At 32.2% G+C, this 24,369-nt stretch carries 27 protein-coding genes; 20 read left to right on the top strand and 7 right to left on the bottom strand.

From position 1 onward, the window contains the following. From EZM65_RS14360 to EZM65_RS14420, 14 genes are all read left to right on the top strand, one after another. The coding region (locus EZM65_RS14360) for a DUF2345 domain-containing protein (RefSeq protein WP_136669250.1) at positions 1–430 on the top strand (430 nt) is incomplete at its 5' end. A 1-nt stretch (position 431) separates the two neighbouring features. After that, positions 432–605 carry a hypothetical protein gene (locus EZM65_RS15555; protein ID WP_169051717.1) on the top strand — a complete coding sequence of 58 codons (174 nt, stop codon included), beginning with the start codon at positions 432–434 and terminating at the stop codon, positions 603–605. Next, positions 589–915 (top strand): hypothetical protein, encoded by a 327-nt coding sequence (locus EZM65_RS14365; protein ID WP_136669251.1) that lies wholly within the window; start codon positions 589–591, stop codon positions 913–915. The genes EZM65_RS15555 and EZM65_RS14365 overlap by 17 nt, the downstream gene beginning before the upstream one ends. 144 nt (positions 916–1,059) lie before the next feature. Further along, positions 1,060–2,031, top strand: coding sequence for a DUF2931 family protein (locus tag EZM65_RS14370; RefSeq protein ID WP_248574882.1), 972 nt, complete (start codon positions 1,060–1,062; stop codon positions 2,029–2,031). Between the two features lies 1 nt (position 2,032). After that, positions 2,033–3,424: a DUF2235 domain-containing protein gene (locus EZM65_RS14375; protein WP_136669253.1), complete on the top strand. Its 1,392-nt coding sequence runs from the start codon at positions 2,033–2,035 to the stop codon at positions 3,422–3,424. Between the two features lie 8 nt (positions 3,425–3,432). After that, positions 3,433–4,590 (top strand): LysM peptidoglycan-binding domain-containing protein, encoded by a 1,158-nt coding sequence (locus EZM65_RS14380; RefSeq protein WP_136669254.1) that lies wholly within the window; start codon positions 3,433–3,435, stop codon positions 4,588–4,590. Positions 4,591–4,601: 11 nt separating this feature from the next. Next, positions 4,602–5,093 carry a DUF4280 domain-containing protein gene (locus tag EZM65_RS14385; protein WP_136669255.1) on the top strand — a complete coding sequence of 164 codons (492 nt, stop codon included), beginning with the start codon at positions 4,602–4,604 and terminating at the stop codon, positions 5,091–5,093. Between the two features lie 11 nt (positions 5,094–5,104). Further along, complete coding sequence (locus tag EZM65_RS14390) at positions 5,105–7,969, top strand: OmpA family protein (RefSeq protein ID WP_136669256.1); 2,865 nt, start codon at positions 5,105–5,107, stop codon at positions 7,967–7,969. Between the two features lie 15 nt (positions 7,970–7,984). Then, positions 7,985–8,623, top strand: coding sequence for a hypothetical protein (locus EZM65_RS14395; protein ID WP_136669257.1), 639 nt, complete (start codon positions 7,985–7,987; stop codon positions 8,621–8,623). 7 nt (positions 8,624–8,630) lie between these two features. Continuing rightward, a complete protein-coding gene (locus EZM65_RS14400; RefSeq protein ID WP_136669258.1) occupies positions 8,631–9,404 on the top strand; it encodes a hypothetical protein in 774 nt (257 codons plus the stop codon). A gap of 186 nt (positions 9,405–9,590) precedes the next feature. Continuing rightward, complete coding sequence (locus EZM65_RS14405; RefSeq protein ID WP_136669259.1) at positions 9,591–10,529, top strand: hypothetical protein; 939 nt, start codon at positions 9,591–9,593, stop codon at positions 10,527–10,529. 12 nt (positions 10,530–10,541) lie between these two features. Then, a complete protein-coding gene (locus tag EZM65_RS14410) occupies positions 10,542–11,699 on the top strand; it encodes a hypothetical protein (RefSeq protein WP_136669260.1) in 1,158 nt (385 codons plus the stop codon). Positions 11,700–11,709: 10 nt separating this feature from the next. Then, entirely contained in the window at positions 11,710–12,270 is a 561-nt protein-coding gene (locus EZM65_RS14415; protein ID WP_136669261.1) for a LemA family protein, read from the top strand. Continuing rightward, positions 12,254–12,610, top strand: coding sequence for a hypothetical protein (locus EZM65_RS14420; RefSeq protein ID WP_136669262.1), 357 nt, complete (start codon positions 12,254–12,256; stop codon positions 12,608–12,610). The genes EZM65_RS14415 and EZM65_RS14420 overlap by 17 nt, the downstream gene beginning before the upstream one ends. 303 nt (positions 12,611–12,913) lie before the next feature. Here EZM65_RS14420 and EZM65_RS14425 read toward each other — a convergent pair whose 3' ends face one another. From EZM65_RS14425 to EZM65_RS14450, 6 genes are read right to left on the bottom strand one after another with little or no spacing between them, the layout of a single operon-like run. Next, positions 12,914–13,321 carry a hypothetical protein gene (locus tag EZM65_RS14425; protein ID WP_136669263.1) on the bottom strand — a complete coding sequence of 136 codons (408 nt, stop codon included), beginning with the start codon at positions 13,319–13,321 and terminating at the stop codon, positions 12,914–12,916. Then, positions 13,318–14,310, bottom strand: a complete 993-nt coding sequence (locus EZM65_RS14430; protein WP_136669264.1) for a hypothetical protein — start codon at positions 14,308–14,310, stop codon at positions 13,318–13,320. Before EZM65_RS14430 ends, EZM65_RS14425 begins: the two co-directional genes overlap by 4 nt. Positions 14,311–14,331: 21 nt before the next feature. After that, entirely contained in the window at positions 14,332–14,757 is a 426-nt protein-coding gene (locus tag EZM65_RS14435) for a hypothetical protein (protein ID WP_136669265.1), read from the bottom strand. Between the two features lie 51 nt (positions 14,758–14,808). After that, complete coding sequence (locus tag EZM65_RS14440) at positions 14,809–15,369, bottom strand: hypothetical protein (protein WP_136669266.1); 561 nt, start codon at positions 15,367–15,369, stop codon at positions 14,809–14,811. Between the two features lie 9 nt (positions 15,370–15,378). Then, positions 15,379–16,422, bottom strand: coding sequence for a hypothetical protein (locus EZM65_RS14445; protein ID WP_136669267.1), 1,044 nt, complete (start codon positions 16,420–16,422; stop codon positions 15,379–15,381). Between the two features lie 19 nt (positions 16,423–16,441). Continuing rightward, positions 16,442–17,272, bottom strand: coding sequence for a hypothetical protein (locus tag EZM65_RS14450; RefSeq protein ID WP_136669268.1), 831 nt, complete (start codon positions 17,270–17,272; stop codon positions 16,442–16,444). Positions 17,273–17,558: 286 nt separating this feature from the next. Here EZM65_RS14450 and EZM65_RS14455 point away from each other — a divergent pair, with 286 nt between their 5' ends. Further along, entirely contained in the window at positions 17,559–18,887 is a 1,329-nt protein-coding gene (locus tag EZM65_RS14455; RefSeq protein WP_136669269.1) for an alkaline phosphatase, read from the top strand. Positions 18,888–18,954: 67 nt separating this feature from the next. On the opposite strand, the gene EZM65_RS14460 is transcribed toward EZM65_RS14455, so the two are convergent. Next, complete coding sequence (locus EZM65_RS14460; RefSeq protein ID WP_136669270.1) at positions 18,955–19,689, bottom strand: tyrosine-protein phosphatase; 735 nt, start codon at positions 19,687–19,689, stop codon at positions 18,955–18,957. 290 nt (positions 19,690–19,979) lie between these two features. Between EZM65_RS14460 and EZM65_RS14465 the strand changes: the two genes are divergently transcribed. The 5 genes from EZM65_RS14465 (at position 19,980) to EZM65_RS14485 (ending at position 24,362) form a co-directional block, all read left to right on the top strand. Then, positions 19,980–20,837 carry an ABC transporter permease gene (locus EZM65_RS14465; RefSeq protein ID WP_136669271.1) on the top strand — a complete coding sequence of 286 codons (858 nt, stop codon included), beginning with the start codon at positions 19,980–19,982 and terminating at the stop codon, positions 20,835–20,837. An 83-nt stretch (positions 20,838–20,920) separates the two neighbouring features. After that, a complete protein-coding gene (locus EZM65_RS14470; RefSeq protein ID WP_136669335.1) occupies positions 20,921–21,271 on the top strand; it encodes a four helix bundle protein in 351 nt (116 codons plus the stop codon). 111 nt (positions 21,272–21,382) lie between these two features. Next, the gene (locus tag EZM65_RS14475) at positions 21,383–22,648 is read left to right on the top strand and encodes a polysaccharide ABC transporter ATP-binding protein (RefSeq protein WP_136669272.1); all 1,266 of its coding nucleotides are present in this window, start codon (positions 21,383–21,385) and stop codon (positions 22,646–22,648) included. Next, positions 22,645–23,721 (top strand): DegT/DnrJ/EryC1/StrS aminotransferase family protein, encoded by a 1,077-nt coding sequence (locus tag EZM65_RS14480; protein WP_136669336.1) that lies wholly within the window; start codon positions 22,645–22,647, stop codon positions 23,719–23,721. The genes EZM65_RS14475 and EZM65_RS14480 overlap by 4 nt, the downstream gene beginning before the upstream one ends. After that, positions 23,715–24,362, top strand: coding sequence for an acetyltransferase (locus EZM65_RS14485; RefSeq protein WP_136669273.1), 648 nt, complete (start codon positions 23,715–23,717; stop codon positions 24,360–24,362). The genes EZM65_RS14480 and EZM65_RS14485 overlap by 7 nt, the downstream gene beginning before the upstream one ends. Positions 24,363–24,369: the final 7 nt, after the last annotated feature.

A 24,369-nucleotide genomic window follows, 5' to 3' on the forward strand; every position in this document is an offset into this window, starting at 1 on the left:
CAAGATGATCTTCAATGATGCCCGGGGAAGTATCTTCATAGAAGACCCAAGTGGCAATACATGGTTGATGGACGGACAGGGAAATATCAGTGTGAATGCACCTAAAAATTTTACACTGACTGCAGGAGATGATGTTGTTATAAATGCCGGAAAAAACATTTCGGTAAGTGCCGGTGAAAATATTTCGAATTCGGCTAATGAAAATATTACATCGGTTGCGGGTACTGATATTGTTCAGACAGCAACAGGTGATATTAAAGAAACTTCAGATAACAGAACAGAGTTAATCGAAAATAATTTCAAAAGACAAGCAACTGTTTCTGATGAAATTGCAGGTGAAGTTTCTATCTTCAGTGAGAAGGAAAACATGACCATGCAAAGTGGAAAAACGGTTGAATTTAATAGTGCCGAAAAATCCAAAATGTTCTAACATGGCAATACTGAAACAAAGTAAAAATATGATTGTAAACGTTAAAAATGATTACAATCTGCAAGTTGGAAAAAAGCTGGAAAAAATAGCATCCAAGCTTAATGTTGAAGCAATGAAAGGCAATTTGGTCTTGGCATCAAATAAAAAAATTGTTTCTGATGGGAATAAAAGCTGATAATTCAAAAAAGTATTTGATTATTAAGCTATTTTTTCTGATAGTACCATTTATTGCCGCAGGATTATATTTTTGGATTCCCAGTGGCAGCTCTTCAGGTATTGGAGGCGGTTACTACGATTTGAGTCTGTTGTATTATTTCTTTTTGATTATTCCCTATATCATTTTATACGGGATTATGATTGGAATAAATTCAGCTTTTTTGAAGTATAAAAAAGGAATAATTAGTAATGAGAATAAGTACATTTTAATCATTGGTTTCATTTTATTGGTTGTCCATATTTTATACTTTTTTATCGTGTTTAAATAATCTGTTAAAATGGAAAAGGTATAAAATAGATGATTATCAGGTGTTGTTAGTTTAAAAGGAGACATTATGACAAAATTAAAGATTGTATTATCCTATTTCCAGTTTTTTATAATGGGTTTAACATTATTAAGTTGTAAACAAAATATGGAAGAAAAAAAATATGAATGGTTAGGAACTGTATCAGCTCCTGAAGAATATCCCGCAGAGGTTTATGAAGGAGCAATAATTGCTAACGATTTTCAATATACTTTTAGTACTATTTGGGGAACACAAAATACCGGTTGGGGAAATACCGGAGGTACCATGAGTGTTTCAACAGAAACAATGGAAATCCCCCATGCATTAGAGTTTACATGGTATTCTATAATGGAACGCAAATTTTACACAGGAAAATGGAAACTTGATAAAGAAAAAATTTCAGAGTATTTTGAAAAAGGATACCTGGACCAAAATAGCAATAAAAAGGAAACGTATAATACTTTTATTGTAGGATTGGCTCCCAAAGGTAGAGTCGTTTTGTGGATATCCGGTGCTGGAAATCAAAAAGAAGTTGGTTCTTTTCAGGCTCATGATACAATAATCACAAAAAATACAGCTTACGAGGATGCAAAGTATATTTTTAATACAGACATGAAAGAATTTGTATTGAATGATACAATGATTATAAAGCCTGAAATTAAAAAAAAGATATTAGCTGGTGAGCCTCCCATGAATATATATGATATCTATAGGGAGAAGTATAATTGGAAGCCGGTAGTTATAACTCCGGAAGGAGGTAAGTGGGAAGATTTTGGGTTTAATTGTTACAACGGAGAACAGGAAAACCTATTTGGGGAAACATTAAAATCTAATGATTATAAAGAGAGGGCTATACCTGAATTTTGTGGGTTTTATTGGTTTGATAAAGCTGGAAATGAGTATGGAGCCTGGCTTGACCCGTTTGATGAAAAGGAAATTTTATCAGCTTTTAATAAGCTGGGTAAAAAGGGAAAAATAGATCTTGTGATCCAAACATACGATAACAATTCCAAGCTGAATGTTTTTCTTCAAAACGCTAATGAAAAGTTAGAAATCAAAAACGTGCATATACGATTGTCAGATAAAATTGAGAAATAATATGGCTAATATTCAATTCAATCCATACAGTCCTAAAGAGGAACAAAAAAAAGAAGAACTTATAGATATTACATTAGGTGTATTCTTTGACGGAACATTGAACAATAAGAACAATACCGATGAAAGAAAGAAAAATTCGGCTGTTTTTCAAAATGAAGGCAAAGATAAAGACGAAGACACCAGTTATTATAATGATTGGAGTAATGTAGCAAGGCTTTGGGATAATTATGATAAAGCCAAAAGTATATACATTGAAGGTATTGGAACCGAAGATAATAAATCAGATACAACACAAGGCTATGCATTTGGTACCGGGACAACAGGAGTAAGAGGTAAAGTAAGAAAAGGATGTGAAAAAGTAGTAACAGCTGCTAAAGAAGTCGCAAAAAATAAGAAGTCAAAAACGATTAATACTCTTACTTTAGATGTTTTCGGATTTAGTCGTGGTGCTGCCGCAGCTAGAAATTTTGTTTACGAAATAAATAAAGCAAAATACAAACCTACTCCGGTTAATCATTCAAAAAATGATTTTGCTGAACCGGTTTGGGTTGATAGTGATGGATATTCTACAACTTTGCAGGAACTGCCTAAAAGAGGTCATTTAGGATTGAAACTAAAAGAAGCCGGTATAGAAGTTACTAATGTTGTTGTAAGATTTTTAGGGATATTTGATACTGTTTCTTCTTATGGAGGCAGTTTTAAAAATGATATTGAAGATCTAAGTTTAGATTCAATTCAAAGAGCAAAATCGATTATTCATTTTATTGCAGAAGATGAACATAGGGAAAATTTTGCATTGACTAATGTGAATACAGGTATAGAAAAAAAATTCCCTGGTGTCCATTCAGATATTGGAGGCGGATATGAGAGTGGAATTGAAACCATAGAAGAATTAGAGACTGACTGGACTAATAGAAACGATTTAGAACCTTTCCGTAAACAACTTATAGATCAAGGCTGGTACAAGGAAGATCAGTTGAAATATACAGGTGGAAATTTCTATTTTGCTTTAGAAGGAAAAAGAGATCTGAAAAAAACATACAGTTATGTTCCTCTGCATTTTATGGCCAAATACGGAGTTCTTAAAGAATTACCAATTAATACCAATAAGATTGAGAATATGAAATATTCGATTTCAAATGACCCTTTATTGGTGAGAGTGAAAAATAGATTAGAGCCTTATGTAATGGGGGACGGTGCTTATTATAGTTTTAAATGGTTTAAAGATATTCATAAGAAATATGAAAGCAATAAATCCTCACCAAATTATCAAAAAGAGCTGAATGAGCAGCAAGATTTAAGAGCGTTGAGAAACGGATATCTTCATTGGTCAGCTAAGAGAGAAGGAATAGGAATGGATCCAACATCAGATAGAAAAAGAGTTGTTTATTAATCTTTCACATGAATCTTCAATCCAAAAAATATAAAATCCAAAAAGGCGACACCCTAAAAAGTGTTGCTGTAAAATTCAATATAAATGAATATGATCTAAAATCATTTCATAACACCTATTGTAATATTGAAGATTTAATCGGAATAGATTTTCCAAAACATTTGACAGAATTGATTGTCCCTTCTTCAGAATTGATAAAAGAAGAAGATCAACTGAATTCACCTAAACCGGTAAGGTTAGGTGTTAAAGAAAAACTGGATTTTTTTCCTGCATCAGTTAATAAAAATTACGGAGTACTTATTGTTCTGGAAAATGGCAATGATTCACAGACAATTAAATACGAAATCAATCTTCGGTATATCCGTCATGAGGAAAAGAATAAAATTTTTGAATTGAACCGAATCTCAAAAGTTTTTATAAATGATGAAGAGGCCGATTCAATAGCTGATGTATTGGCAGTGAAAGTGGCTCAGGTACTTTATCCGCTTCAAATTTTGATTGATGAATACGGAAGTTTTTCAGGAATTGCCAATTATGAACAAATCAGTGAAAGATGGGGAAATGTCAAGGAAAAAATATACGATGAATACGAAGGGGAATGGGTGGAAAAATATATAGAACTCAATGAAGAGGTTTTGAATGAAAAAGAATCAATAGAATTTTCATTGTTAGGCGATTATTTTATAAGAACATACTTTAACAGAATCTACTGTGAATATCCTGAAAACAAATCAAAAACCAGTGATATTCAGTTTCCGGTCTTGAACGATGTCAGCGATATAAATTATACAGTAAAAACTGAAATTGAAGAGTTTTATGATGAATCAAATTTTATAGTACTGAATCAAAACGGAGTAATAAACGACGAACGCTCTAAAGAAGACTTGGAATCAAAGTTTGATTTTCCCTTTTACGCTAATCCGGATTCAACTTATGTACTGGCTGAAGGAACTTACAGAGGAAAATATTTCCTGAATCCTAATGATCGTTCCATAGAAGCTGCTTATGCAGAAGCTTCGGTTGAGCTTGAAATTGCGGAACGTGTCAAAATTTCAATCGCAAACCTCAATCCGAAATATAATTTGAATATTCAAGAAACCGATTCTAAAATATTCATAGGAGAAAAGAAAGAATTGCAAAAACAAAATCATTTTTTAATTGATTAAAAGGCCTGCTCATGAGTGAAAAACATTTAGTGGTACAAGATGCTTTATGCAAATGCCAGTTTGGAAGTGCTCCGGATAAGTTAAAAGTACTTTCACATAAAAAAGAATATGCTAACGACAAGGATGCCAGCAAAAAATTAATTGCTACCACGAAAGAAATCGGAGCTGCTACTTTTGAGAAAAATACCTTTGGGAACTGTCCTAAAATGGGAAATCCGCCACCGCCCTGCAAGCCTAATGTGACTGAATGGAAAGGTTTTTATAAAGATGTTGTCATGAGCAATGGCGGAAATCCGCTGTTGGAAGACAGTAAAGCCGTTTGTGCTGTAGCCGGTTCCCCCTGCATAGAAATTATCAAACACGGTCAAATGGCCTCTGCGGGTGCGCAAAATTTTAAAAATGCAAATCCAGCGGTGCAAAAACAGTTGAATCCTATGGTAAGTAATTCAAAAATGACAGAAAGAAAACCCAATCATCAAGGGAGTGAAGATACTTCTAAATAAAAGCTGTGATTATGTCAAAAGGAGTAAAAAAAATAAAATGGAATAGTTCTGAACCAGGAGGTGCGGGTGCTTATTCTAAGCTATCGATGCCAAACAAGCTTTTAACAATTGAGCCTGATAAATTTGCTTGGTTTTCAGTTAATGAATGGTATCCAGAAACGACAAAAGCGGAAAAAGAAAAGAATCTTACTTGGATTAGACAAGATCGTCAGGAAAAGACCATTTTGAACCAAATGACTATTCCCTCTAATAAACTGTATGGTTTTAGAGTAGAAAAAAAGCTTTGTGGTCCTTTTACTTATTATATAGAGGCAAGTTTGTCAGGTAAAAGAGATTTAAAAAATGAAACCGGGTTGTATGTACGTGGCTATTGTACACCTAAGATTGTAAATAGTAAATGGTGTACAAGTAATGACGGAAAAGATGAAAGAAGCCGATTGTTTAGTTATGGTGAAAAATTATATCTAGGAGTTAATACAGAAGGATTAAATGGTAATATACTAACAGTTGAAATATTTAGATTAATTGAAGGAAGTCGGTTAACTGGAAGAAAGGAAGACAAGCATATTAGAACAATTGCTAATGTATTGGTAATTGATGGTGAAATTAATCTTGAAATTAATAACACTTCTTTATGGAAAGCAGATATTGCTGATATTCAGGAGACTGAAAAATTTTATATCAAAATTAAAGATGCTTTTGGTAACTATATAAAAGATGATAAAAACGATATCATTCATGGACGTTTTTTAAGAATAAAAAATCAAAGTGTGCCTCAGGTTCCTAAAAAGCCAACAAACAATACACCAGTTAAAGTAGGAGAAAATCCGGCAAATAAAAAAAGGGATGAACTTTGTAAATTTTCAGCGATTAGCATAACTGAAACGCAAAAGAAGGATGGTAAAACAGAAAGCACTAAAGTAGAAGTCTTTAAAGAAGGTCAGGCTTTAAAAGGTAATAAATCTCCGCAAGAATTAGTAACAAGAACAATTTTCTTTGATTTTGATCAGCATGTATTAACTTCTAAAAGTGTTGAGGCATTAGATAATGTGTTGAATTTTTTATTGTCTAATCCTTATTCTATTATAACTATTGATGGTTATGCCTGTATTATAGGTAAATCACAGTATAATAAAGACCTTTCATTAAAAAGGAGTGAAGCCGTTAAAAATCATCTTATCAATGGTGGCCTTGATTCAAAACGTATACGATGCAATGGTCGAGGTGAAATTCAGTTGAGTGATGGTAAAAAAATTGGTCATGAGACAGATGAGAGAGGAAAAGGAGATAATATTGCTCATAAAGATGAAAAAAATTACGTCGAAGCTAGACGCGTAGATATCTCGTTTGTTTTCACAGGGCATGATGCGCAAACAATTGTTTATGAGGTTGTAGCTCCAAGTTCTGATAAGAAACTAGCATTTGAAGCAATAGAATATGAAACAAAGGCGTGTATTTCTCAAAAAAAACATACAAAACAAATAAAAGTATTATCTGCAGAGTATAAAGAAAAAGAAGGGAAAAAGAGTTCTTCAGGTAAAATTGATATACCTGTTCATTCATCATTAGCTTGGGGAAATATAGCCCCAGCACAATATATTTGGCCAAAATACAATTTACTTAATTGGACAGCAGGTAAGAGTTTAGATGCTGGTCTATTGTATAATGTTTATATAAACTCATGTAGATATTTTTCTAATGAAAAAAATGCTACCGTTTTAATTAAAGCGTATCCAGACATTAAATGGGACTTGAAATTCTTTTTGAATCTTACAAATGATTTGAGCGTAAAATGGCAAAATCAGCCTTCAAATAAAATAAAAGAATTACAACAAAAAGCAGGTAAAATAGGAGCAGAAAGAAGATGGAAACAAAAAGAAGCTTCTTTTGGATTTAGTCTTAAAGGTGACTGGGATATGAATGATTCTGGTCAGTATAATAGGAGCAAGGAATTTAAAGCCGAATATGAGACAAAGTTTAAAAAGATGTATGATCTTTTTTCTTCTTTAGGAGCTATGTCTGATGGAATTACTAATAAAACAAAAGGTCAAATTAGAAATATAGGTTTCAAAGGAATGCCTATGACATTTGCAGTTAAACCTCCTAATTTAAACCTTAATGGTGTATGGTCTTTAGAAAGAGCTAAAATTAAGGACTCTTCAATTGAAAAAGTAGGAACCAAAGTAGATATTTCTTTTAATGCTGATCCATTAATAGGCCTTGAAATAACCATAGATTTGCTTTGTACAGCTGTTGGATTAGTTGCAGGAGCAGTTAGCGGAGGAACAGCAGCACCTGGTGCTGTTAGACTTTATGGACTGATTAAAGGCAAAATGAATGATGGTGTTGGAGTAGGTGATGATGATTTTGGTGCTAAAGTTTCTTCAGATGTCTATATCGATTTAATAATTTCTAGTGTTATAAAAACTGCTTTAGGTTTTTCATTTAATACAGAGAGCGATTCAACGGATTCACAAGCTAAACTAGAATCAAAATGTACTTTAAAAGTAGAACTGAAAGCTGGGGTTTGGATAAAAGGCGAAGCAAATCTTATTGTTGTGAAAGCTGAAGCTTATTTTGAAATGAGTGGTAAAGGCTCTGCTTCAATCACTTTTGGACATGGAGTAAAATATGATTCAAAAGGTTTAATGTATAGACCTGAATTAGGTTTTGATGGTTTAAATGCCGAATATGTTATAAAAGGTAAAGTAGGACTATCTTCAAAGAAGAAAGTACTTGGAGCCAAGACTGAATCTAGTGATGAAGGAATAATAAAACAAGGTACTTTTAATGAAATTGTGCCTAAATTTGATGTAGTTAAAAGTCTTGAAGAATTATTTGGCATTAGCGCCGATATTCCTATAATAAAAAGTTAATAATTTCATATGATCATGAAGACAAATTGGATTTTTTTTTTAATTATTATGCTATTTTCTAATTCCTGTACTACACAAGAGAAAGATTTAAATAATTTGAGTTATGCTGAAAATTATAAAGATCTTTTTAAAGACAAAAAAATAATGACGGAGCAATATGACATTGCTGCTAAATTGCCTTTAGCTTATACATATGAAACAAAAGGTTTCAAATTTGGAACTGTAAATATTCCTGAAAACGCTGAAGATCAAATTGCAATGAATTCAGTGGGAACGTTTCTTAATAATGTAAAAGAACGAAAAATTGTTGGTGTAAAAATTTCAATTGAAGGTAAAGAAAATTGCAAAAAAGCCCTAGATTATTTACAAAGTCAATATGGAAATCCCAAAGTTTTGAAGCAATTGCCAAATAAAAACAAAGAAGGATGGCTTGTGGGTAATTCAGCATATTCCTGGGACTTAAAATCAGTCAACAGAAGTATAATAGTTTCTCAAACGTTTGATTTAAATTTTGTTGAATCTAATAAAGGGAAAAAGTATAGTCAAAATGAAAGTATCATCATTTTTGTGATTGATAACAACATTAAATCTGATGCACAAGGTTATACTGAACTAACAACGAAAGAGCTATTAATAAAAACATTTTCTTCATAAAGTTTAAATGACACAACAGCCTTATTATATGATCGATTTTAGTGCTTCAGCATGTATGTTTGAAATACTAATTAATGACTATCCGGTAATTTCAATGAATGTGGAAGGGCAAGTTTCTACAAATTTGCCTATTAATTATGCTATTCTGGAGAGTGGAGAACAAACAATTTCACATAAAATTCTTCCTTTATTAGGAGAAACTTCAATACACGAAAAAGCCGAACTAAAATACGATATAAAGTTATTTGATGTTTCTAATGATTTTGTTTTTAAAGAACAATTTGCTGAATATAAATCGGAACCAGTAGAGGATAAAAAGTTGCCAGTAATAGCGTCTGGCAAAAAATTCAATGCTAAAGTGCCATACAAATTGGAAGCTTGGCAAAATGGAACAGTTATTAAAAATGACGATAATCATAAAGAAAAACTGCATTTGGCATATACTGAAATCATTAATCTAATTAACAAAGGGGATTACACTGGTTTTCAAAAAAAGATAACAGCTAGAGAGTATAATATGACGTCCTCTATGTATTTAAGCAAATCAGAATCAGATTCAAGAATTGAAGAACTAATTGAAGATTTTAAAAACGGATTTAAAACACTTCCTGTCGATAAAAAATCAATATTTCATATTTATGGTTTTGGAAAAGTAGCAATGCTTAAAAAGTTAAATGGGGAATCAGGATTAACATTGGTTAATGAAAAAACTAAGGAAGAACTAATGCTAGATATTTCGTTTTATTTGCCTCAAGGGAGTGATAAGTTTGAAGTAATTTAAATAAAGAATTAGTTGAGATTAAAATATAAATGAACGAATTTCTAAACTCGATCTTAAACCAAGATATTGACACTCTATTAATTATTTTCCTAATGTTTTTTAGCTTAGGAATTGCCATTTTTCATACAGTCATTGTTTCAGGATTGTTTGAAATTAAAATTAAAGGTTGGTTTTTAAAATTTAATTATGAAAAAAGGAATTGTTTTATTTTCCGTGTTTTTACTTTCCTGTACTAATCTGGATGTTAAAAATGATTTGCAAAAACTAAAGTTAAATGGTAATGTTAAAACATTGTTAGTTAATTGCTACACTATAACATTTGAAGATGGCAAAATAATTAAAGAAAAAAATAATATAGATGATTCAGATAATCCTGATGCTGACAATAAATGCACTTTCAATGAATCAGGCTTCATTTTGTCAAAATCAACTCCATACAAAGACATAGATTATAGTTATGATAAGAATGATAAATTAGTTAAAATAATAACTGAAGGGGATACGGTTAACTATAAGTATAATTCAAATGGGTATGTCACTACAGAAAGAAAACATGATTTGTATGAAAAATATTTTTTGACAAAGGTTAAGTATTATGACTTAAAAGCCAATCTTGTAAAAGAAATTCATTTTAACGAATCAGATAAAAACAATCTGATTATGGATAGTAAATATGAATATGATGAGTTTAATAATGTAATTAAAATTGATGATAGAAAAATCTATAAAAATCAATATGATGACAAAGGAAATCTTACAGCTAAAAACCTTTATTATAGAAATGAAAACAATATTTTGGAAAAGGATTTAATTGAGACCTATCATTTTAAATATGACAACAATAGTAATTTAACAGACGTTAGTAATTTTGATGATAGTAATTATAAGATTCATAATAAAGAAAATATTAGGATTACTTATAGATATGACGAAAACTCAAATGTAATTGAAACAAAAAAAAATACATTTTATTTTTTAATCAATGAGAACAGAAAGGATATATATGAAGATTCAAAGTATACTTTTGAGTATGAATATGATTCACACCAAAATTGGATTGTAAAAAAAATATATTTAAATGACATATTAATTAATTCCATTGAAAGAAAGATAACTTACTATTAATTTAAATTTTCCATGAACCAATTTCTAAACTCAATCTTAAACCAAGATATTGAAACTCCGTTAATTATTTTTCTGATGCTTTTTAGTTTGGGAATAGCCATTTTTCATACGGTAATTTTTTCAGGATTGTTTGAAATTAAAATTAAAGGTTGGTTTTTTTTCGTTTTTAATCCGTCAGTTATAGGGATAACTGCACTTCTTTACAGAAATGCGGTTTTTTTAGTTTTTATAACAATGTTTCTTTCTGTTTTTGCTTTAGGTATTATAGGCATGATATACGGAATGATTAAAGACAGTTTTAAGGAAGCGGAAAAGAACGAAAGATTTTACAGGCAATATAACATCAAACCAGAAACCACTTCAAATAAAATACTCAAATACTTAGGATCTGCACTGCTGATTCTGTTATTTGTATTTAGCGGGTTTTATTTTTTTTTCATCATTTTAGGCTTCATAATTCTTCAACGTTTTCTGCCAAGCAACAGGAACAGGTTCCTTAAGCTGCAATCTGTACTGCCAACCTCAAAAATCCATACCGTTGCCATGGGACTTGCAGAGGTAAGAGGAAACATCAAATATAAAGAAGCACCATTGCTGGCACCAATCAGAGACAGGGAATGTATTGGTTTTACTTACAAAATAGAAAAAATTTCAAGAGACAAAGACGGTAAAGAAAGTTTTCAAACGATTTTTAATGAAACCAAAATCAACCGTTTTTATATTGAAGATGAAACCGGAAAAATAGAAGTCAATCCGGAACAGCTGGAATTTATAAAAACTACAACAGATGATGAATATTCTTCGGGAGGGAAACGTTTTTCACAATATCTGATTGAGCCTGACGACAAAATGCTTTTGGTGGGTAAAGTGGCTTTGGAGAATAATACGCCGGTTTTTGAATACGAAAGCATAAAGAAAGTTTTTGCCATAATGCCGGTCGCCGCTGTAGAAAAACATAACGAAAACAAGCCTCTTGTAGATTCGCTTTTTAGACATACCGCTGTTTTTGTTTTTATGATTGCACTCGTCTTAATAACACCGGTTAAAATAAAAAATAATACAATTTATATAGGAAAACCTGAATTCAAGAATCCGCTTCAAAGTGTTGATAGTTTTGATGATTTTATGAATTTTATGTATCCTGATAAACATAAAGAACCAACTGATTAAATAAAAAAATATGTCTACAATTATTTCTTATGCCATTATTGCAGTACTGGCCATCGTTATTGTCTCGGCTATCGTATCAATCTATAACAGGCTGGTGATGCTCAAATTCAATGTCGATAAGGCTTTTGCCAATATTGATGTTATTTTAAAACAGCGTGCCGATGAAATTCCGAATCTGATAAAAGTAGTTAAGGAATCAATGAGTTATGAACAAACGCTTTTGGAAAAATTAACAAAGCTTCGTACTGATTTTTTAAATGCAGCTAATGCCGATGCGAAAATCAACCTGACTAATGAAATAACTAATGTTTTTAAAAACGTATTTGCAGTCTCTGAAAACTACCCCGACTTAAAAGTGAACAGCAGTTTCTTATCATTACAGTCAAGAGTTTCACAAATTGAAGATGCTATTTCGGATAGAAGAGAATTTTTTAACGAAAGTATCAATATGTACAACATCGGGATCAATGAATTTCCGAATGTTATACTGGCTAAAATATTTCTATACAGAGAGAAACCGCTTTTACTTATAACCGAAGAAGAGAAAAAATACGATGGAATTCAGTTCTAGTTATATAAGTGTTTTGGAGAGGCTGGCTTCAGACAGGGAACAGCTGATTCTTATTTTTACATTTGGTGCCATGGGAGTAGCCTTTGTAATGTTTATCCTTATGGCTTTATTGAAAAGAATGGGTTTTCATCAATTTATTGTCAATGCCGTTTTAATTTTAAGCATAGCGCTCTTAATTAGTATATTAGTTGGGCTTGTATCTCAATTGCTTTTAATGATGAGTGGTGTCTCCGGGATAAAAATGATACTTATCTGGGTAATTATGTTTATTGTCATCATATTATATCTGACGTATAATTTCTCGGGGATAAATAAGAAAATTAATAAGAATATGAAATAATTTCCTAGAAAAAAGATAAGGAAGTAAATAGTCAGATAAGCTATTTTTTATCCGGGATGTGTGAATATTATGATGTTTTTGGTAAAAATGACACCGATGCTTTTTACGATTATTTTGAAACAGACATAGCAAGGAAAATAAGGCTTTTTAAAAAATATAAAGTGCTTTCTTCCAAACAACTTATTAGTTACGAAAAAATACTTAAAAAATATCTTTCACAAAATAATACCAGTAAAATAGATAAGGTAAAAGACTATGTGAAAAGTAAATTGTAAAAGTAAATTGTAAAAGTACTGTATAGCTTTACTTTGTTATTGTTTTACAGTTTATTTTTTCAGTCATTTTATACTTCGAAGCGGAAATCGTACTATAATATATTTTAGAAACCTCACATTCACAATCGCCTTTTTTTAGATTCAGGCTGACAATACGTGGTCCAAGCGGATCATAATTGCCACGTCCCCAATCAGTGACTTCAAAACCTTTCGCTTTCAGTTTCTCAGCAAGGAGCAGTTTCTCTTCGTTATCAGAAGCTATTTCGGTTACAGGCAGATTATAAAGTGATTGGAATTCTATTTCTTTTCCTTCTGAGGAAGCTATTATCATATCCAATAACTTGTCTTCAAAATCTTTATCGTTACTTTTTTTAACTGTACATGATGCAACAAACGCAACAATCAGAATTAAAAAGAATTTTATTCTATTTTTCATTTTCTATTTGTTTTTTGGTTTAAATATAAAATCACTGCAGCATAAAATAGTAACAATAAAGGAAAGGTAAATATTATTAAAAGTGATGATCTGTTTCTCATTCCGCTTTGACCTGAATAATATCCGATTAAATGGAAAGAATTATAATAAATTATAAAAAACAATATCGGAATCAATAAAATCATGCTGAAAAAAATAAAGGAATACCAAAATGTCTGTTTGATTTTTTTTACCCGCATTAATTTTAAATGGAAATAAAAAGCAAGAATTAAAAATAAAAAGGCAATTCCACTTGGGGATAAAAAAAATAAAAATTCAGAGAGAATACCATATTTTTTAGAAATCACTAATTGTATCGTGTCAATACTTAAGTTGGTTATTTTCCACTCGGCAATTCCGTTGGAAATTTTTGGTAAACCAATATTTGAATTTATAAAACGAAATTCATTTTTTAGAGGTATCTGTAAAGTAATTGGTCCAAATGAACGCCAGAATTTTGAAGGATATAAAGAATATTGCAATTCATATTCTCTTTTAAATTCTTTGTTGGAATACCCAAGGGAGGCATCATAAAAAACTTCAATTATGTTTATTCCTTTTTTTAGTTTTGCTATAAAATAAATGAGGTGCTCTTTGTCAATATTTAGAACTTCATTTTTTATATACCTTATTTGTGAATCGTTGTATGGCAAAATTTTTACCGGCTCATGATTTACAGAAACCGATTTGTTTTCACTTAAGCCGATGCCGATGAATAGTAAAGGAGTGGTTTGATTAACGCCGGACTCGATAATGTATTTTATTTTGAAAGTAGGATAAATTTCTTTGTCAAATTCCCCATAATGTAACGTAACAAAAATATTTTCCTTTATCACATCACAATTTTTTGTTCCGTACAATACCGAATGTGAAGAACTTTCAATCCATGGATTAGCCATGTTCGCATAAGTCATGATTGGGAAAAGAATACAGTACAGAATTAATTTCATATGCTTTTTTAAATATAAAATTTATAAGTTATGTGACTTGGCATATATAAAACGATACAGGATACAGTATAATAGTCCTAAACTTATACCTGGAAACATTGTTAATCCTAACCCTATCTGCCAGACATTGGTAAATGTACTCCATGCTGCCACTCTGTCGACAAAAATATCGGTGTTTATTAGCAACCACCAGAGAAACAGTATCCAAAAACTAACGGCAATACGAATACCGTTTCTTGGTTGCACCCAAATAAAAAATAAATACACAAGGGATAAGGTTATACTTGGAAAGAATGAAAACATGACCAGATCTGAAAATAAGTCACAATCCAGACATGATGATGACATTGCGGTTCTGTAGTCCCACATGGCCCAATGCCCCTGAAGTATTGTAAATAAATATGTCAGGATAATTGGAAATATAAAATAAAGGGTTTTTTTAAGCATCTTTTTATAATAAAATTAAAATATAGAAGGAGCCTTCAGCCACAAATTCTCTCATTTCCGTTTTTTAAAGCTCTGCTTCACAGAAATGCTGTCGACATGTATTTGCAAAAAAATCAAGCTGTCATTCTCGTCATTGTAACTAATGTCCTCTATTTCCCATAAATCATAACCGGTACTGTCATTAATCCGTATGCCGTCTCTTTCACTGTAAATTTCTTTTTCCTGTAATCCATGTCTCTCGTCAATTTCCAGTAAAAGGGTACTCATTACGCCATAGCTGGTAATTTGGACACGGTACTTGTCGTTGATTTTTTTGTTAAATCTCAAGCCGCTTCCGGTTGTAGAAAGAATAATGGCCAAAAAGGGAATAGCCATTGGGAGTATGCTTAAAACAATCCCTAAAAACAAAATGCCTGCGTATATTTTTGTTGCAAAATATTTCCAGAAAGTACTACAGAAAATAGCCGTTCCAATAATCCAAATCCAAAACAGGACACGTTCAGACCAGTAACCTGCAATTGTTGTTTTTGACTTGATAAACAAAAAGAAAATAAGAAACAGCAAAAAAGATATAATCAGATACGATAAAAAAATTATCCGGTTTTTGTTCATTGCAGTTGTTTAATTTTTAAAAATAATATCAGTCAGATTAATAACAGATTTTGCATTGTCATCGGCTGATGCTTCACTAAACTCAACTTCAATGGTATGTTCAGATAAAAAGCTGATTTTTTTGTTGCATCCGGTTATGCAGCTTTCGATGTAAATGGGAAAATAGAGTTTCTTGGTTTTATCATACCCTAACAGATTGCCTCTGAAGTAGGAAACAATTTTATAGGTGTCATTTTCAATAATTTCTTCATAATCACCTGTGAATTTAAAAATGTCTTCTTTGTAGTAAGTGCTATAAATTTCTTCCGGTAAAGGGCTGTAGCCATTGGCCAAATTGTTGTCGGCATTATTTATCTTTTCCCAATATTTAGAGTAGTTTTTATAGTTTTTGGGGTTTTTCTCTTCTTCTGTCGGGTGGTAAATCCATTTATGTTTCGAGGCTTTTTTATAAAGTTCTTTTTTAATGGCAGGATTTGAATTCAGTGATTTTGATTCTGAAAATTCACCGTCAATACATTCTTCGCACCGTATGCTGGAAGTGCCATTGTATGGTAGTTCGGTTAAACGTAAATCATTAGTGTTTAAAGCAAGAAAATGTATTGATTTTTCTATTACGGCCTGCCCTTGAAAAGACTCGGAAAATGTGAATAAAAAATAATTATCCTGACGAATTTTCTTTTCTTCAAAGCTTTCAGGGTCTACATCAATGTAGACATATTCACCATATTGTAATGTGTCCTGCTTAATCAGTTTAAAATTATTATTTTCCTTTTTGTATTTCGAAGCCAAAATAAAACTCTTCTCTCCGGAAAGGAGATACTTATTATGCTCGCTGGCCTCAAAAGCCGAAATCCTTACAAAATCTGAGCTGTCTTTGCTGACAAGTATATACAGATTAGTTTGTTTGTCTGAACTGGTGAATTCTTTAAAAGCATTCAATATTGATGCCTTTTCATTTGTTTTGTTTTTTGTGATGAACTTTGTTTTCTCTTTTCCGCAGGAAAAGAGTATTAAAAGTGACAAGAGTATAATTGATAAATGAGATAATTTCATATAAAGTTCCAGTTGTTTGTTATTTGCATAAGGATAGATAATCCTTGATGAGGTTTTTGTTGAAAATAATGGGAATCAAGCTGTCATTGGCAGTATCATAGCGGTATAATTTTCTCTTTGTGGTGTCAAATACATAATGTTCAAGTGTAGGCATTCGGTCCGGATAGGTTTCATGAAGACTTAATTCGAAGTTTTTAGAATATCCCAATGCTTTATCTCTTTCAGGATTAGGACTTCCATTCACCGTTATGCCATGCGACGTGCCTCCGTTTTTAACCACTGTTTCATAAAGCCCTTTGGTAGTTTTAATGTATTCAGGGGAAGTTCGCAGAATTTCAAGAACAACGTCCAGACAGGAAGTGAACTTTTTTGATTTCCTGTCAATGGCTTTTGTGATAACTCTGTCGGTTGAATTATCACTTTCTGAGGTAATCTTCCACAGTGAGCCAATTTGGTCAAAACAGAGATACGCTTCTACAATCGCAGATTTGTTATTGAATACGGACAGTTTTTGGAATATACTTTTATACTTCTTATCTGACAGCTTAATTGTTTTTATTGGACCAATTATTTTTTGGCTAAAGTCACTGTGCTTTTTAAAAAAATCTTTTTTACTCAAAATGATTTTCTCTTTAGTAAGCGGTACCCCATAATGAGTTACCTGGCTGGCGTACAAATTGGTCAGCAATTCTGTGTTTTGTTTTGAAATGCAGTCATTCCATTGCAAAGTAAGATTCTTTATAATGTTGACTTCATCAGATGTATTTTTTAAATTTTCATTTGAAAAATTGGTTAAAGAAATAAAACATAAAAAAAGGAATAAATAGGAGAAAGCGATATTTTTATTCATTTGTTTTTTTGTTGATTTTATCTAAAAATGAAAACAGCTTATAGATTATTTCATAATTGCTCAAGAGAGAACTGTCATTGAGAAAGTAATAATGGAAATATTTTCTTTACGACTTTTTCATTATAGTTATAATACGAATGTAAGTATTTATTTACATTCGGTAAGGTTCTTGGAAAAAATAAAACAGAAGCAATTGTTATTTGTGCAATAATCTGAAAAATCTAACAATCTATTAATCTTTAAAAAAACTATTATGCGTTACTTTGCTGTATAAATAATTTTATTGATGAAAAAGATAATTATAATTTTTTGTTTGAGTTTTGTACTAAACACAGTCGCTCAAAATTCTTTACTGCAGTCGGGACCTATGGTGGGTTACTGTGAAATGACCGAAGCTAAAATTTGGGTGCAGACTACAACAGCGGCCAATGTGAAAATCATGTATTCACCTGCTGACAATGTGAAAGAAATTCAGTATTCAAATGAAGTGTTGACCAATAAGGATTCCGGATATACCGCACATTTGGTTTTAGATGGGTTGTCACCGGGTAAAAAGTACAATTACGTTGTTTATATCAACAATAAAAAAGTCAATTTACCTTACGAAACCACATTCTCTTCTAAAAAACTTTGGCAATGGAGAGAAAACGCTCCTGATTTTACAGTGGCATTAGGCAGTTGTACTTATGTTAACCAGCCTGAAGTGGACAGGCCAGGAAAGCCTTATGGCAGCGAATACGAAATCTTTACAAGCATTGCCGGTAAAAATCCGGATATAATGCTGTGGGGAGGAGATAATATTTATCTGAGAGAAGCGGATTGGGATAGTAAAACGGGAGTATACCACAGATATACACATACAAGAAGTATAAAAGAAATACAGCCTTTATTAGCTAGAGCTCAAAATTTTGCTATTTGGGACGATCATGATTTTGGACCAAATGATGCTGATAGAAGTTATTATTTCAAAAATGTTACTCAAAAAGCATTCAAGGATTTTTGGGCTAATAAATCATACGGATTGGATGCGGCACAATCGCAAGGTACGTTTTCAACTTTTAATTGGGGTGATGCCCAATTTTTCTTATTGGATGATCGTTTTTTTAAATCTCCTAATGACAGAGTTACCGGACAAAGGACATTATTAGGAAAAGAACAATTGGAATGGCTGATAGATGCTCTGTCAGCTTCTAAAGCTTCTTTTAAAATAATTGTAATTGGAGGACAGGTGCTTAATTCTGCTGCCAAGTATGAAAACTATGAAACCTATCCTGAGGAGAAGGAATATTTGTTAAGTGAAATTGAGAAAAACAAAGTCAGAGGTGTTTTGTTCATAAGCGGAGACCGTCATTTCTCGGAATTATCCATGCTGCCAAGACCGTCCTCTTATTCGTTATATGACTGGACAGTTTCACCGCTAACTTCCGGAGCATCAAATTCAGCAGAAAAAGAAGAAAATAAATACCGTGTTGCGGGCAGTTTATTTATGCAGCATAATTTTGGTACTATTTCCTTTTCAGGAGATAAAGATAACAGACAATTAAAATTATCCCTGTTTGATAAGGATGGTAAGGAGTTATGGAATAAAGTAATTACAAAGAAAGAATTGCAATAATGCAAAGCTGAAGAATAGATGTCGCTGAAAAGGCGAAATAGAAAACGGGGCTTCATAACCCCGTTTTCTATTTAAAAAAAGAATTGTTTTTTATAAGTGCTTCAAGTCCTTTATTATCTTTTATCAGCACTTTGCTTTCAAAGGCCTTAATGTGTCTGCTGTGATGAACATCAGACCCTACAAAATCATAAAGACCGGATTCGAGTAATCTTTTTGCAGTATCTGTTACTTCATTGCCATAATAACCAACAGTGGAAAGTAAATTAAGTTGCAGGTAACAACCGGCATTTTTAAGTTTTTTGTATTCATCAAAGTTTTTGTGGTAAAATAAATAACGTTCCGGATGGGCTAAAACAGGTTTGTACCCGGCAACCTGTAAATCAAAAAGTAAATCATACAGATGAATAGGAGCATTCAGATAGGACATTTCCACTAAAACCAGATTGTCTTTTAGAGTGAGAATTTCTCCTTTTTTAAAGAGTGATGCAAAATGATCGTCCAGTAAATATTCTGACGCGGCTTTTAAATCAACAGTTGTATTTTGAGAAGACAATGTTTCCAAAGTATCATTTTCTTTTTTTAAAATTGCTTCTTTGGTATTGTCCCAAAAACCACTAAAAGTATGAGGTGTGGTAATGAATTTTTCAAAACCAAAATTTTTTAAACTATTGGTTAAAAAAATAGTGTCTTCAATGGTTTTGGCACCATCATCGATTCCGGGTAATAAATGGGAATGTATGTCAATGAAACCTTCCGGGATAAGGTCTTTAAGTATTGTTTTGTTTTTTTTGAAGAAAATCACGATTTGAGGTTTTTTTGTGAGTCACAAATTTAAGAAATAAGCACATATTAATTCCAAAATATGATTACCGAATACTAAATCTGGTTTTTTAGAGTTTTTTAATGATTAAATTCCGGCGTCAGTTGTAGGTTTGTTGCCTGATAGTTGAATCATTTTTGTAATAGTAAATTGTAAGCTAAATTCTCACGCAGTATTTTTTAGCATTTAGCATCGTTAATTTATATCCCCAAATTTGGTTAGTTTTCTAAAAAGTTTAATTTTGGTCTCTTCTAAAAATAAGTTCGAATTGTATGGAAAATAAATCGGTTGCTGATGAGGGATGGGATCATGTCATAGAGTCTAAATCGTCTTTGTTTGATTTACGATTAAAAGAAGTCTGGCATTACAGGGACTTGTTGGTACTGTTTGTACGCCGCGATTTTGTAACGGTTTATAAGCAAACCATCCTTGGGCCATTATGGTTTTTTATCCAACCGATACTAACTACGGTTACATTTACGATAATCTTTGGCAATGTAGCTCAATTATCTACAGACGGAGCACCTAAATTAGCTTTTTACATGGCCGGGATTACCTTGTGGAACTACTTTTCTAGCTGTTTAACTTCCGTAGCCGGTGTGTTTAATGCCAATGCAGGGATTTTCGGTAAAGTCTATTTCCCCAGATTAATCATGCCTTTAACGATAGTGATTTCCAATCTGATGAAATTTGGAGTCCAATTTTTAATGTTCATTATTTTTGTTTTTTATTTTTACTTTAATGGACAAATTCAACCTAATAGCTGGGTGTTACTAACACCTCTTGTTATTTTATTGATGGCTGTAATCTCAATGGGAATCGGACTTATTTTATCTTCGATGATGACCAAGTACAAAGATCTGAGCCAGTTGATTAGCTTTGGTGTTCAACTGGCTATGTATGGCACGCCGGTAATATATCCAAGTTCATCAGTACCGGAGAAATTTAAAATGATATTACAGCTTAACCCTTTAAACGGTTTGTTTGATTATATGCGTTATGCTTATTTGGGAGTGGGTAGTTTTAATTTGAATTCTTTAATTTATCCTTCTGCATTTGCTATTTGTGTATTAGCTATTGGTGTCGTGATATTTAATAAGGTTCAGAAATCTTTTATGGATACTGTGTAATCGTGAAACGATTTTTTATGAAACGTGAAACGAAATTAGAAACCCGAGTAATCGAAACCGAAATAAAAGATATTAAAAGTAGTATGGAGCATAAAAATCTGGATGTATGGAAAAAAAGCATGGATTTAGTGGAATCAATTTATAAATTGACACAAACTTTTCCTGAATCAGAGAAATTTGGATTAGTTAGTCAAATGCGTAGATCAGCTGTTTCTATACCATCCAATATTGCTGAGGGTTCTGCCAGAAAAGGAGATAAAGAACTGATTCAGTTTTTGTACATTGCGCTAGGATCGATTGCAGAATTAGAAACACAGTATATGATTGCATTACGGTTAAATTTTGTAGAACATGATATGGGTATAGAGGAGTTAATGCTTAATGTTAAGAAGATGCTGTTGGGATTCAAGAATTATTTGGGAAGTAAGGCGTGAATTGATTTTCCGAGAATCGAAATTTCGAAATTCGTTTCAGGAAACCTGAATAATCGAAATCCGAGTAATCTTTTCACGATTCCCGAAACCTCGTTTCACTAAAACATAAAAATGAGCAAAATAGTAATAAAAGCCGAAAATATTTCCAAACAATACCGCCTTGGATTAGTGGGTACCGGAACCGTACGTGATGATATAAAACGCTGGTGGTATAATATACGTGGTAAAGAAGACCCATTTTTAAAAATTGGTGAGTCAAATGACCGCTCGGTAAAAGGAGAAAGTGATTATGTATGGTCGCTTAGAGATATTAATTTTGAAATCAACCAAGGAGATTCGGTAGGAATTATTGGACGTAACGGAGCAGGTAAATCGACGTTGTTAAAAATTTTAAGTCAGGTTACACAGCCTACTACAGGTAAAATTTATACCAAAGGACGTATTGCATCGTTATTGGAAGTAGGGACAGGTTTTCATCCGGAAATGACCGGCCGTGAAAATATTTATCTCAATGGTGCCATTTTAGGGATGCGTAAGCATGAAATTACCCGAAAACTAGACGAGATTATTGCTTTTTCCGGTGTGGAACGTTATATAGATACTCCAGTGAAAAGATATTCTTCGGGTATGTATGTTCGTTTGGCGTTTGCGGTTGCCGCACATTTAGAATCTGAAATTTTAATAGTTGATGAGGTTCTGGCTGTAGGTGATGCTGAGTTTCAAAAGAAATGTTTAGGCAAGATGAACGATGTGAGTAAGGGAGAGGGAAGGACAGTATTGTTTGTGAGTCATAATATGGCAGCGGTGAAGAGTTTGTGTAATAAGGGGATTGTTTTAGATAAAGGGAATATAAAATTAATCGGAAATGCTGAAAATGCAGTAAGCCAGTATTTGGGTGGAGATGGAGTTTCTTCAAATAAGAGAATTTTTGACTCAGTATATAGCAATTCAATATTCAAGTTAAATGAAATAAATCTGTGTTCTTTGGATAAATCAGATAATAATGCTTTAAATGAAAATTTACCAATCGTTTTAACGACTGAAATAAAATTTTTAGTTCCTGACGCGCATCGTTATCATATTACTTATCATTTGTATAATGAAATGGGTGAACCTCTGTTTTCTTTTTATCATACTGAAATTGACGGGAAATTGAAGCAAGGATCTAATACAGTAAAATGCATTTTTCCGGCTAATTTTTTTCAATCCGGTAACTTTTATTTGAGTCTTTTTATAGTTGAGGATAAAAAGAAATCAATTTTTTCAGAAAAAGATGTTTTGGCCTTTACCGTTACTGATGGAGGAAGAGAATTGGGCGTTTATATGGGGAGAGAACCAGGTTATGTAAAACCTAAATTTAAATGGGAATTAGAATGATCAACGTAACCAAAACTTTTTTCCCGCCTATTGAAGAATATCATGAACAATTGCAACGCATTTGGTACAACGAGTGGTTAACCAATCGCGGGGAATTGGTGTTGGAATTGGAGGGAAAGTTAAAAGACTATTTGGAAGTTAATCATATTTTGGTTACTAATAATGGAACTGTGCCTATTCAGATTGCTTTGAAACTGCTTGGGAATGGTGGAGAGATTATTACAACGCCTTTTAGTTATGTGGCTACATCTGCCGCTATTGTATGGGAAAACTGCACCCCTGTTTTTGTAGATATCCATCCCGAATATTTAACGATTGATGAAACCAAAATTGAAGCGGCTATAACTGATAAAACGACTTGTATTTTAGCTACTCATGTTTTTGGTAATCCTTGTCATGTGGAAGTTATTGAAGCTATTGCACAAAAGCATAATTTGAAAGTAATTTACGATGCAGCACATGCTTTTGGTGTAGTTTATAAAACACAATCTATTTTTAATTATGGAGATGTAAGCACATGTAGTTTTCACGCAACGAAGTTATTTCATACGGGTGAAGGAGGTGCCTTGTTTGCAAAGGATAACGAATTACAGCATCAATTGTTTTACAGTCATAATTTTGGACACAACGGACCGTTGGACTTTCACGGTTTGGGAATCAACGGTAAAATATCAGAATTACAGGCTGCTATGGGATTGGCTGTTTTTCCGTACATAAGTGAAATTAGTACCCAGCGTAAAAAAGTAGTGGAATTTTATGATACCCATTTGGACTTTTCAAAGCTAAAAAAAATAAGAATCAGGGAGAATACCAATTGGAATTATAGTTATTATCCAGTTATATTTGAAACTGAAGAAATTTTGTTGAATGTCCAAAAAGCTTTGAATGAGAAACAAATTTTTCCTAGACGTTATTTTTATCCATCGTTAAATACTGTAAATTATGTTCAAAAGATAAAAATGCCGGTTTCAGAAAGTATCGCTTCCCGAATCTTGTGTTTGCCTTTGTATGTAGGATTAAAAGAAAAGGATTTAGAAAATTGTACAACAATTATAAATAAAAATTTATGTTAATAGTTGGTGCAAAGGGATTTGCTAAAGAGGTTCTGGAAATATTATTTCAATTAAATGATATTGAAGATTTAGTTTTTTATGATGATGTAAATTTTGATATTCCGGATAGTTTGTATGGTAGATTTCAAGTAATAAAAACAATAGATAAAGCCGGAGAGTATTTAAAAACTATTGATTCCCGTTTTACCATCGGGATTGGAAATCCGGTATTGCGAAAAAAAATGGCGGATAAATTTACCGCTCTTGGAGGAGTTTTTACCAATACAATTAGTCCTTTAGCAAGAATTGGACATTTTGGTAATATAATTGAAGATGGATGCAATATTATGACAGGAACAGTTATTACTAATGATGTTAAAATAGGAAAGGGAGTATTGATAAATTTAAATTGTACCATTGGTCATGATAGTATAATTGGAGATTTTACTGAAATGTCACCTGGGGTACATATTTCTGGAAATTGTATTGTAGGGTCTTATACAAATATTGGAACAAATGCTACAGTTTTGCCTAAAGTGACCATTGGCAGTAATGTAATCATAGGAGCTGGTTCTGTAGTAACCAAAGATGTTCCTGATAATTGTTTGGTTGTGGGAGTGCCGGCAGTTATAAAAAAAGAAATTCCACCTTTAGTAATTTAAATTTTTC

Origin of the sequence: Flavobacterium sp. H122 (genome assembly GCF_004959765.1) — a bacterium.
Lineage (GTDB): Bacteria > Bacteroidota > Bacteroidia > Flavobacteriales > Flavobacteriaceae > Flavobacterium.

Bases quoted from the DNA above. Each gene is read 5' to 3' on its own strand.
- EZM65_RS14370 (WP_248574882.1), top strand. From the start codon at position 1,060: ATGGAAGAAAAAAAATATGAATGGTTAGGAACTGTATCAGCTCCTGAA.
- EZM65_RS14480 (WP_136669336.1), top strand. From the start codon at position 22,645: ATGATCAACGTAACCAAAACTTTTTTCCCGCCTATTGAAGAATATCAT.
- EZM65_RS14410 (WP_136669260.1), top strand. From the start codon at position 10,542: ATGAACCAATTTCTAAACTCAATCTTAAACCAAGATATTGAAACTCCG.
- EZM65_RS14445 (WP_136669267.1), bottom strand. From the start codon at position 16,422: ATGAAATTATCTCATTTATCAATTATACTCTTGTCACTTTTAATACTC.
- EZM65_RS14455 (WP_136669269.1), top strand. From the start codon at position 17,559: ATGAAAAAGATAATTATAATTTTTTGTTTGAGTTTTGTACTAAACACA.
- EZM65_RS14395 (WP_136669257.1), top strand. From the start codon at position 7,985: ATGAAGACAAATTGGATTTTTTTTTTAATTATTATGCTATTTTCTAAT.
- EZM65_RS14385 (WP_136669255.1), top strand. From the start codon at position 4,602: ATGAGTGAAAAACATTTAGTGGTACAAGATGCTTTATGCAAATGCCAG.
- EZM65_RS14485 (WP_136669273.1), top strand. From the start codon at position 23,715: ATGTTAATAGTTGGTGCAAAGGGATTTGCTAAAGAGGTTCTGGAAATA.
- EZM65_RS14365 (WP_136669251.1), top strand. From the start codon at position 589: ATGGGAATAAAAGCTGATAATTCAAAAAAGTATTTGATTATTAAGCTA.
- EZM65_RS14450 (WP_136669268.1), bottom strand. From the start codon at position 17,272: ATGAATAAAAATATCGCTTTCTCCTATTTATTCCTTTTTTTATGTTTT.
- EZM65_RS14465 (WP_136669271.1), top strand. From the start codon at position 19,980: ATGGAAAATAAATCGGTTGCTGATGAGGGATGGGATCATGTCATAGAG.
- EZM65_RS14400 (WP_136669258.1), top strand. From the start codon at position 8,631: ATGACACAACAGCCTTATTATATGATCGATTTTAGTGCTTCAGCATGT.
- EZM65_RS14430 (WP_136669264.1), bottom strand. From the start codon at position 14,310: ATGAAATTAATTCTGTACTGTATTCTTTTCCCAATCATGACTTATGCG.
- EZM65_RS14380 (WP_136669254.1), top strand. From the start codon at position 3,433: ATGAATCTTCAATCCAAAAAATATAAAATCCAAAAAGGCGACACCCTA.
- EZM65_RS14475 (WP_136669272.1), top strand. From the start codon at position 21,383: ATGAGCAAAATAGTAATAAAAGCCGAAAATATTTCCAAACAATACCGC.
- EZM65_RS14420 (WP_136669262.1), top strand. From the start codon at position 12,254: ATGGAATTCAGTTCTAGTTATATAAGTGTTTTGGAGAGGCTGGCTTCA.
- EZM65_RS14390 (WP_136669256.1), top strand. From the start codon at position 5,105: ATGTCAAAAGGAGTAAAAAAAATAAAATGGAATAGTTCTGAACCAGGA.
- EZM65_RS14470 (WP_136669335.1), top strand. From the start codon at position 20,921: ATGGAGCATAAAAATCTGGATGTATGGAAAAAAAGCATGGATTTAGTG.
- EZM65_RS14440 (WP_136669266.1), bottom strand. From the start codon at position 15,369: ATGAACAAAAACCGGATAATTTTTTTATCGTATCTGATTATATCTTTT.
- EZM65_RS15555 (WP_169051717.1), top strand. From the start codon at position 432: ATGGCAATACTGAAACAAAGTAAAAATATGATTGTAAACGTTAAAAAT.
- EZM65_RS14415 (WP_136669261.1), top strand. From the start codon at position 11,710: ATGTCTACAATTATTTCTTATGCCATTATTGCAGTACTGGCCATCGTT.
- EZM65_RS14435 (WP_136669265.1), bottom strand. From the start codon at position 14,757: ATGCTTAAAAAAACCCTTTATTTTATATTTCCAATTATCCTGACATAT.
- EZM65_RS14405 (WP_136669259.1), top strand. From the start codon at position 9,591: ATGAAAAAAGGAATTGTTTTATTTTCCGTGTTTTTACTTTCCTGTACT.
- EZM65_RS14375 (WP_136669253.1), top strand. From the start codon at position 2,033: ATGGCTAATATTCAATTCAATCCATACAGTCCTAAAGAGGAACAAAAA.
- EZM65_RS14425 (WP_136669263.1), bottom strand. From the start codon at position 13,321: ATGAAAAATAGAATAAAATTCTTTTTAATTCTGATTGTTGCGTTTGTT.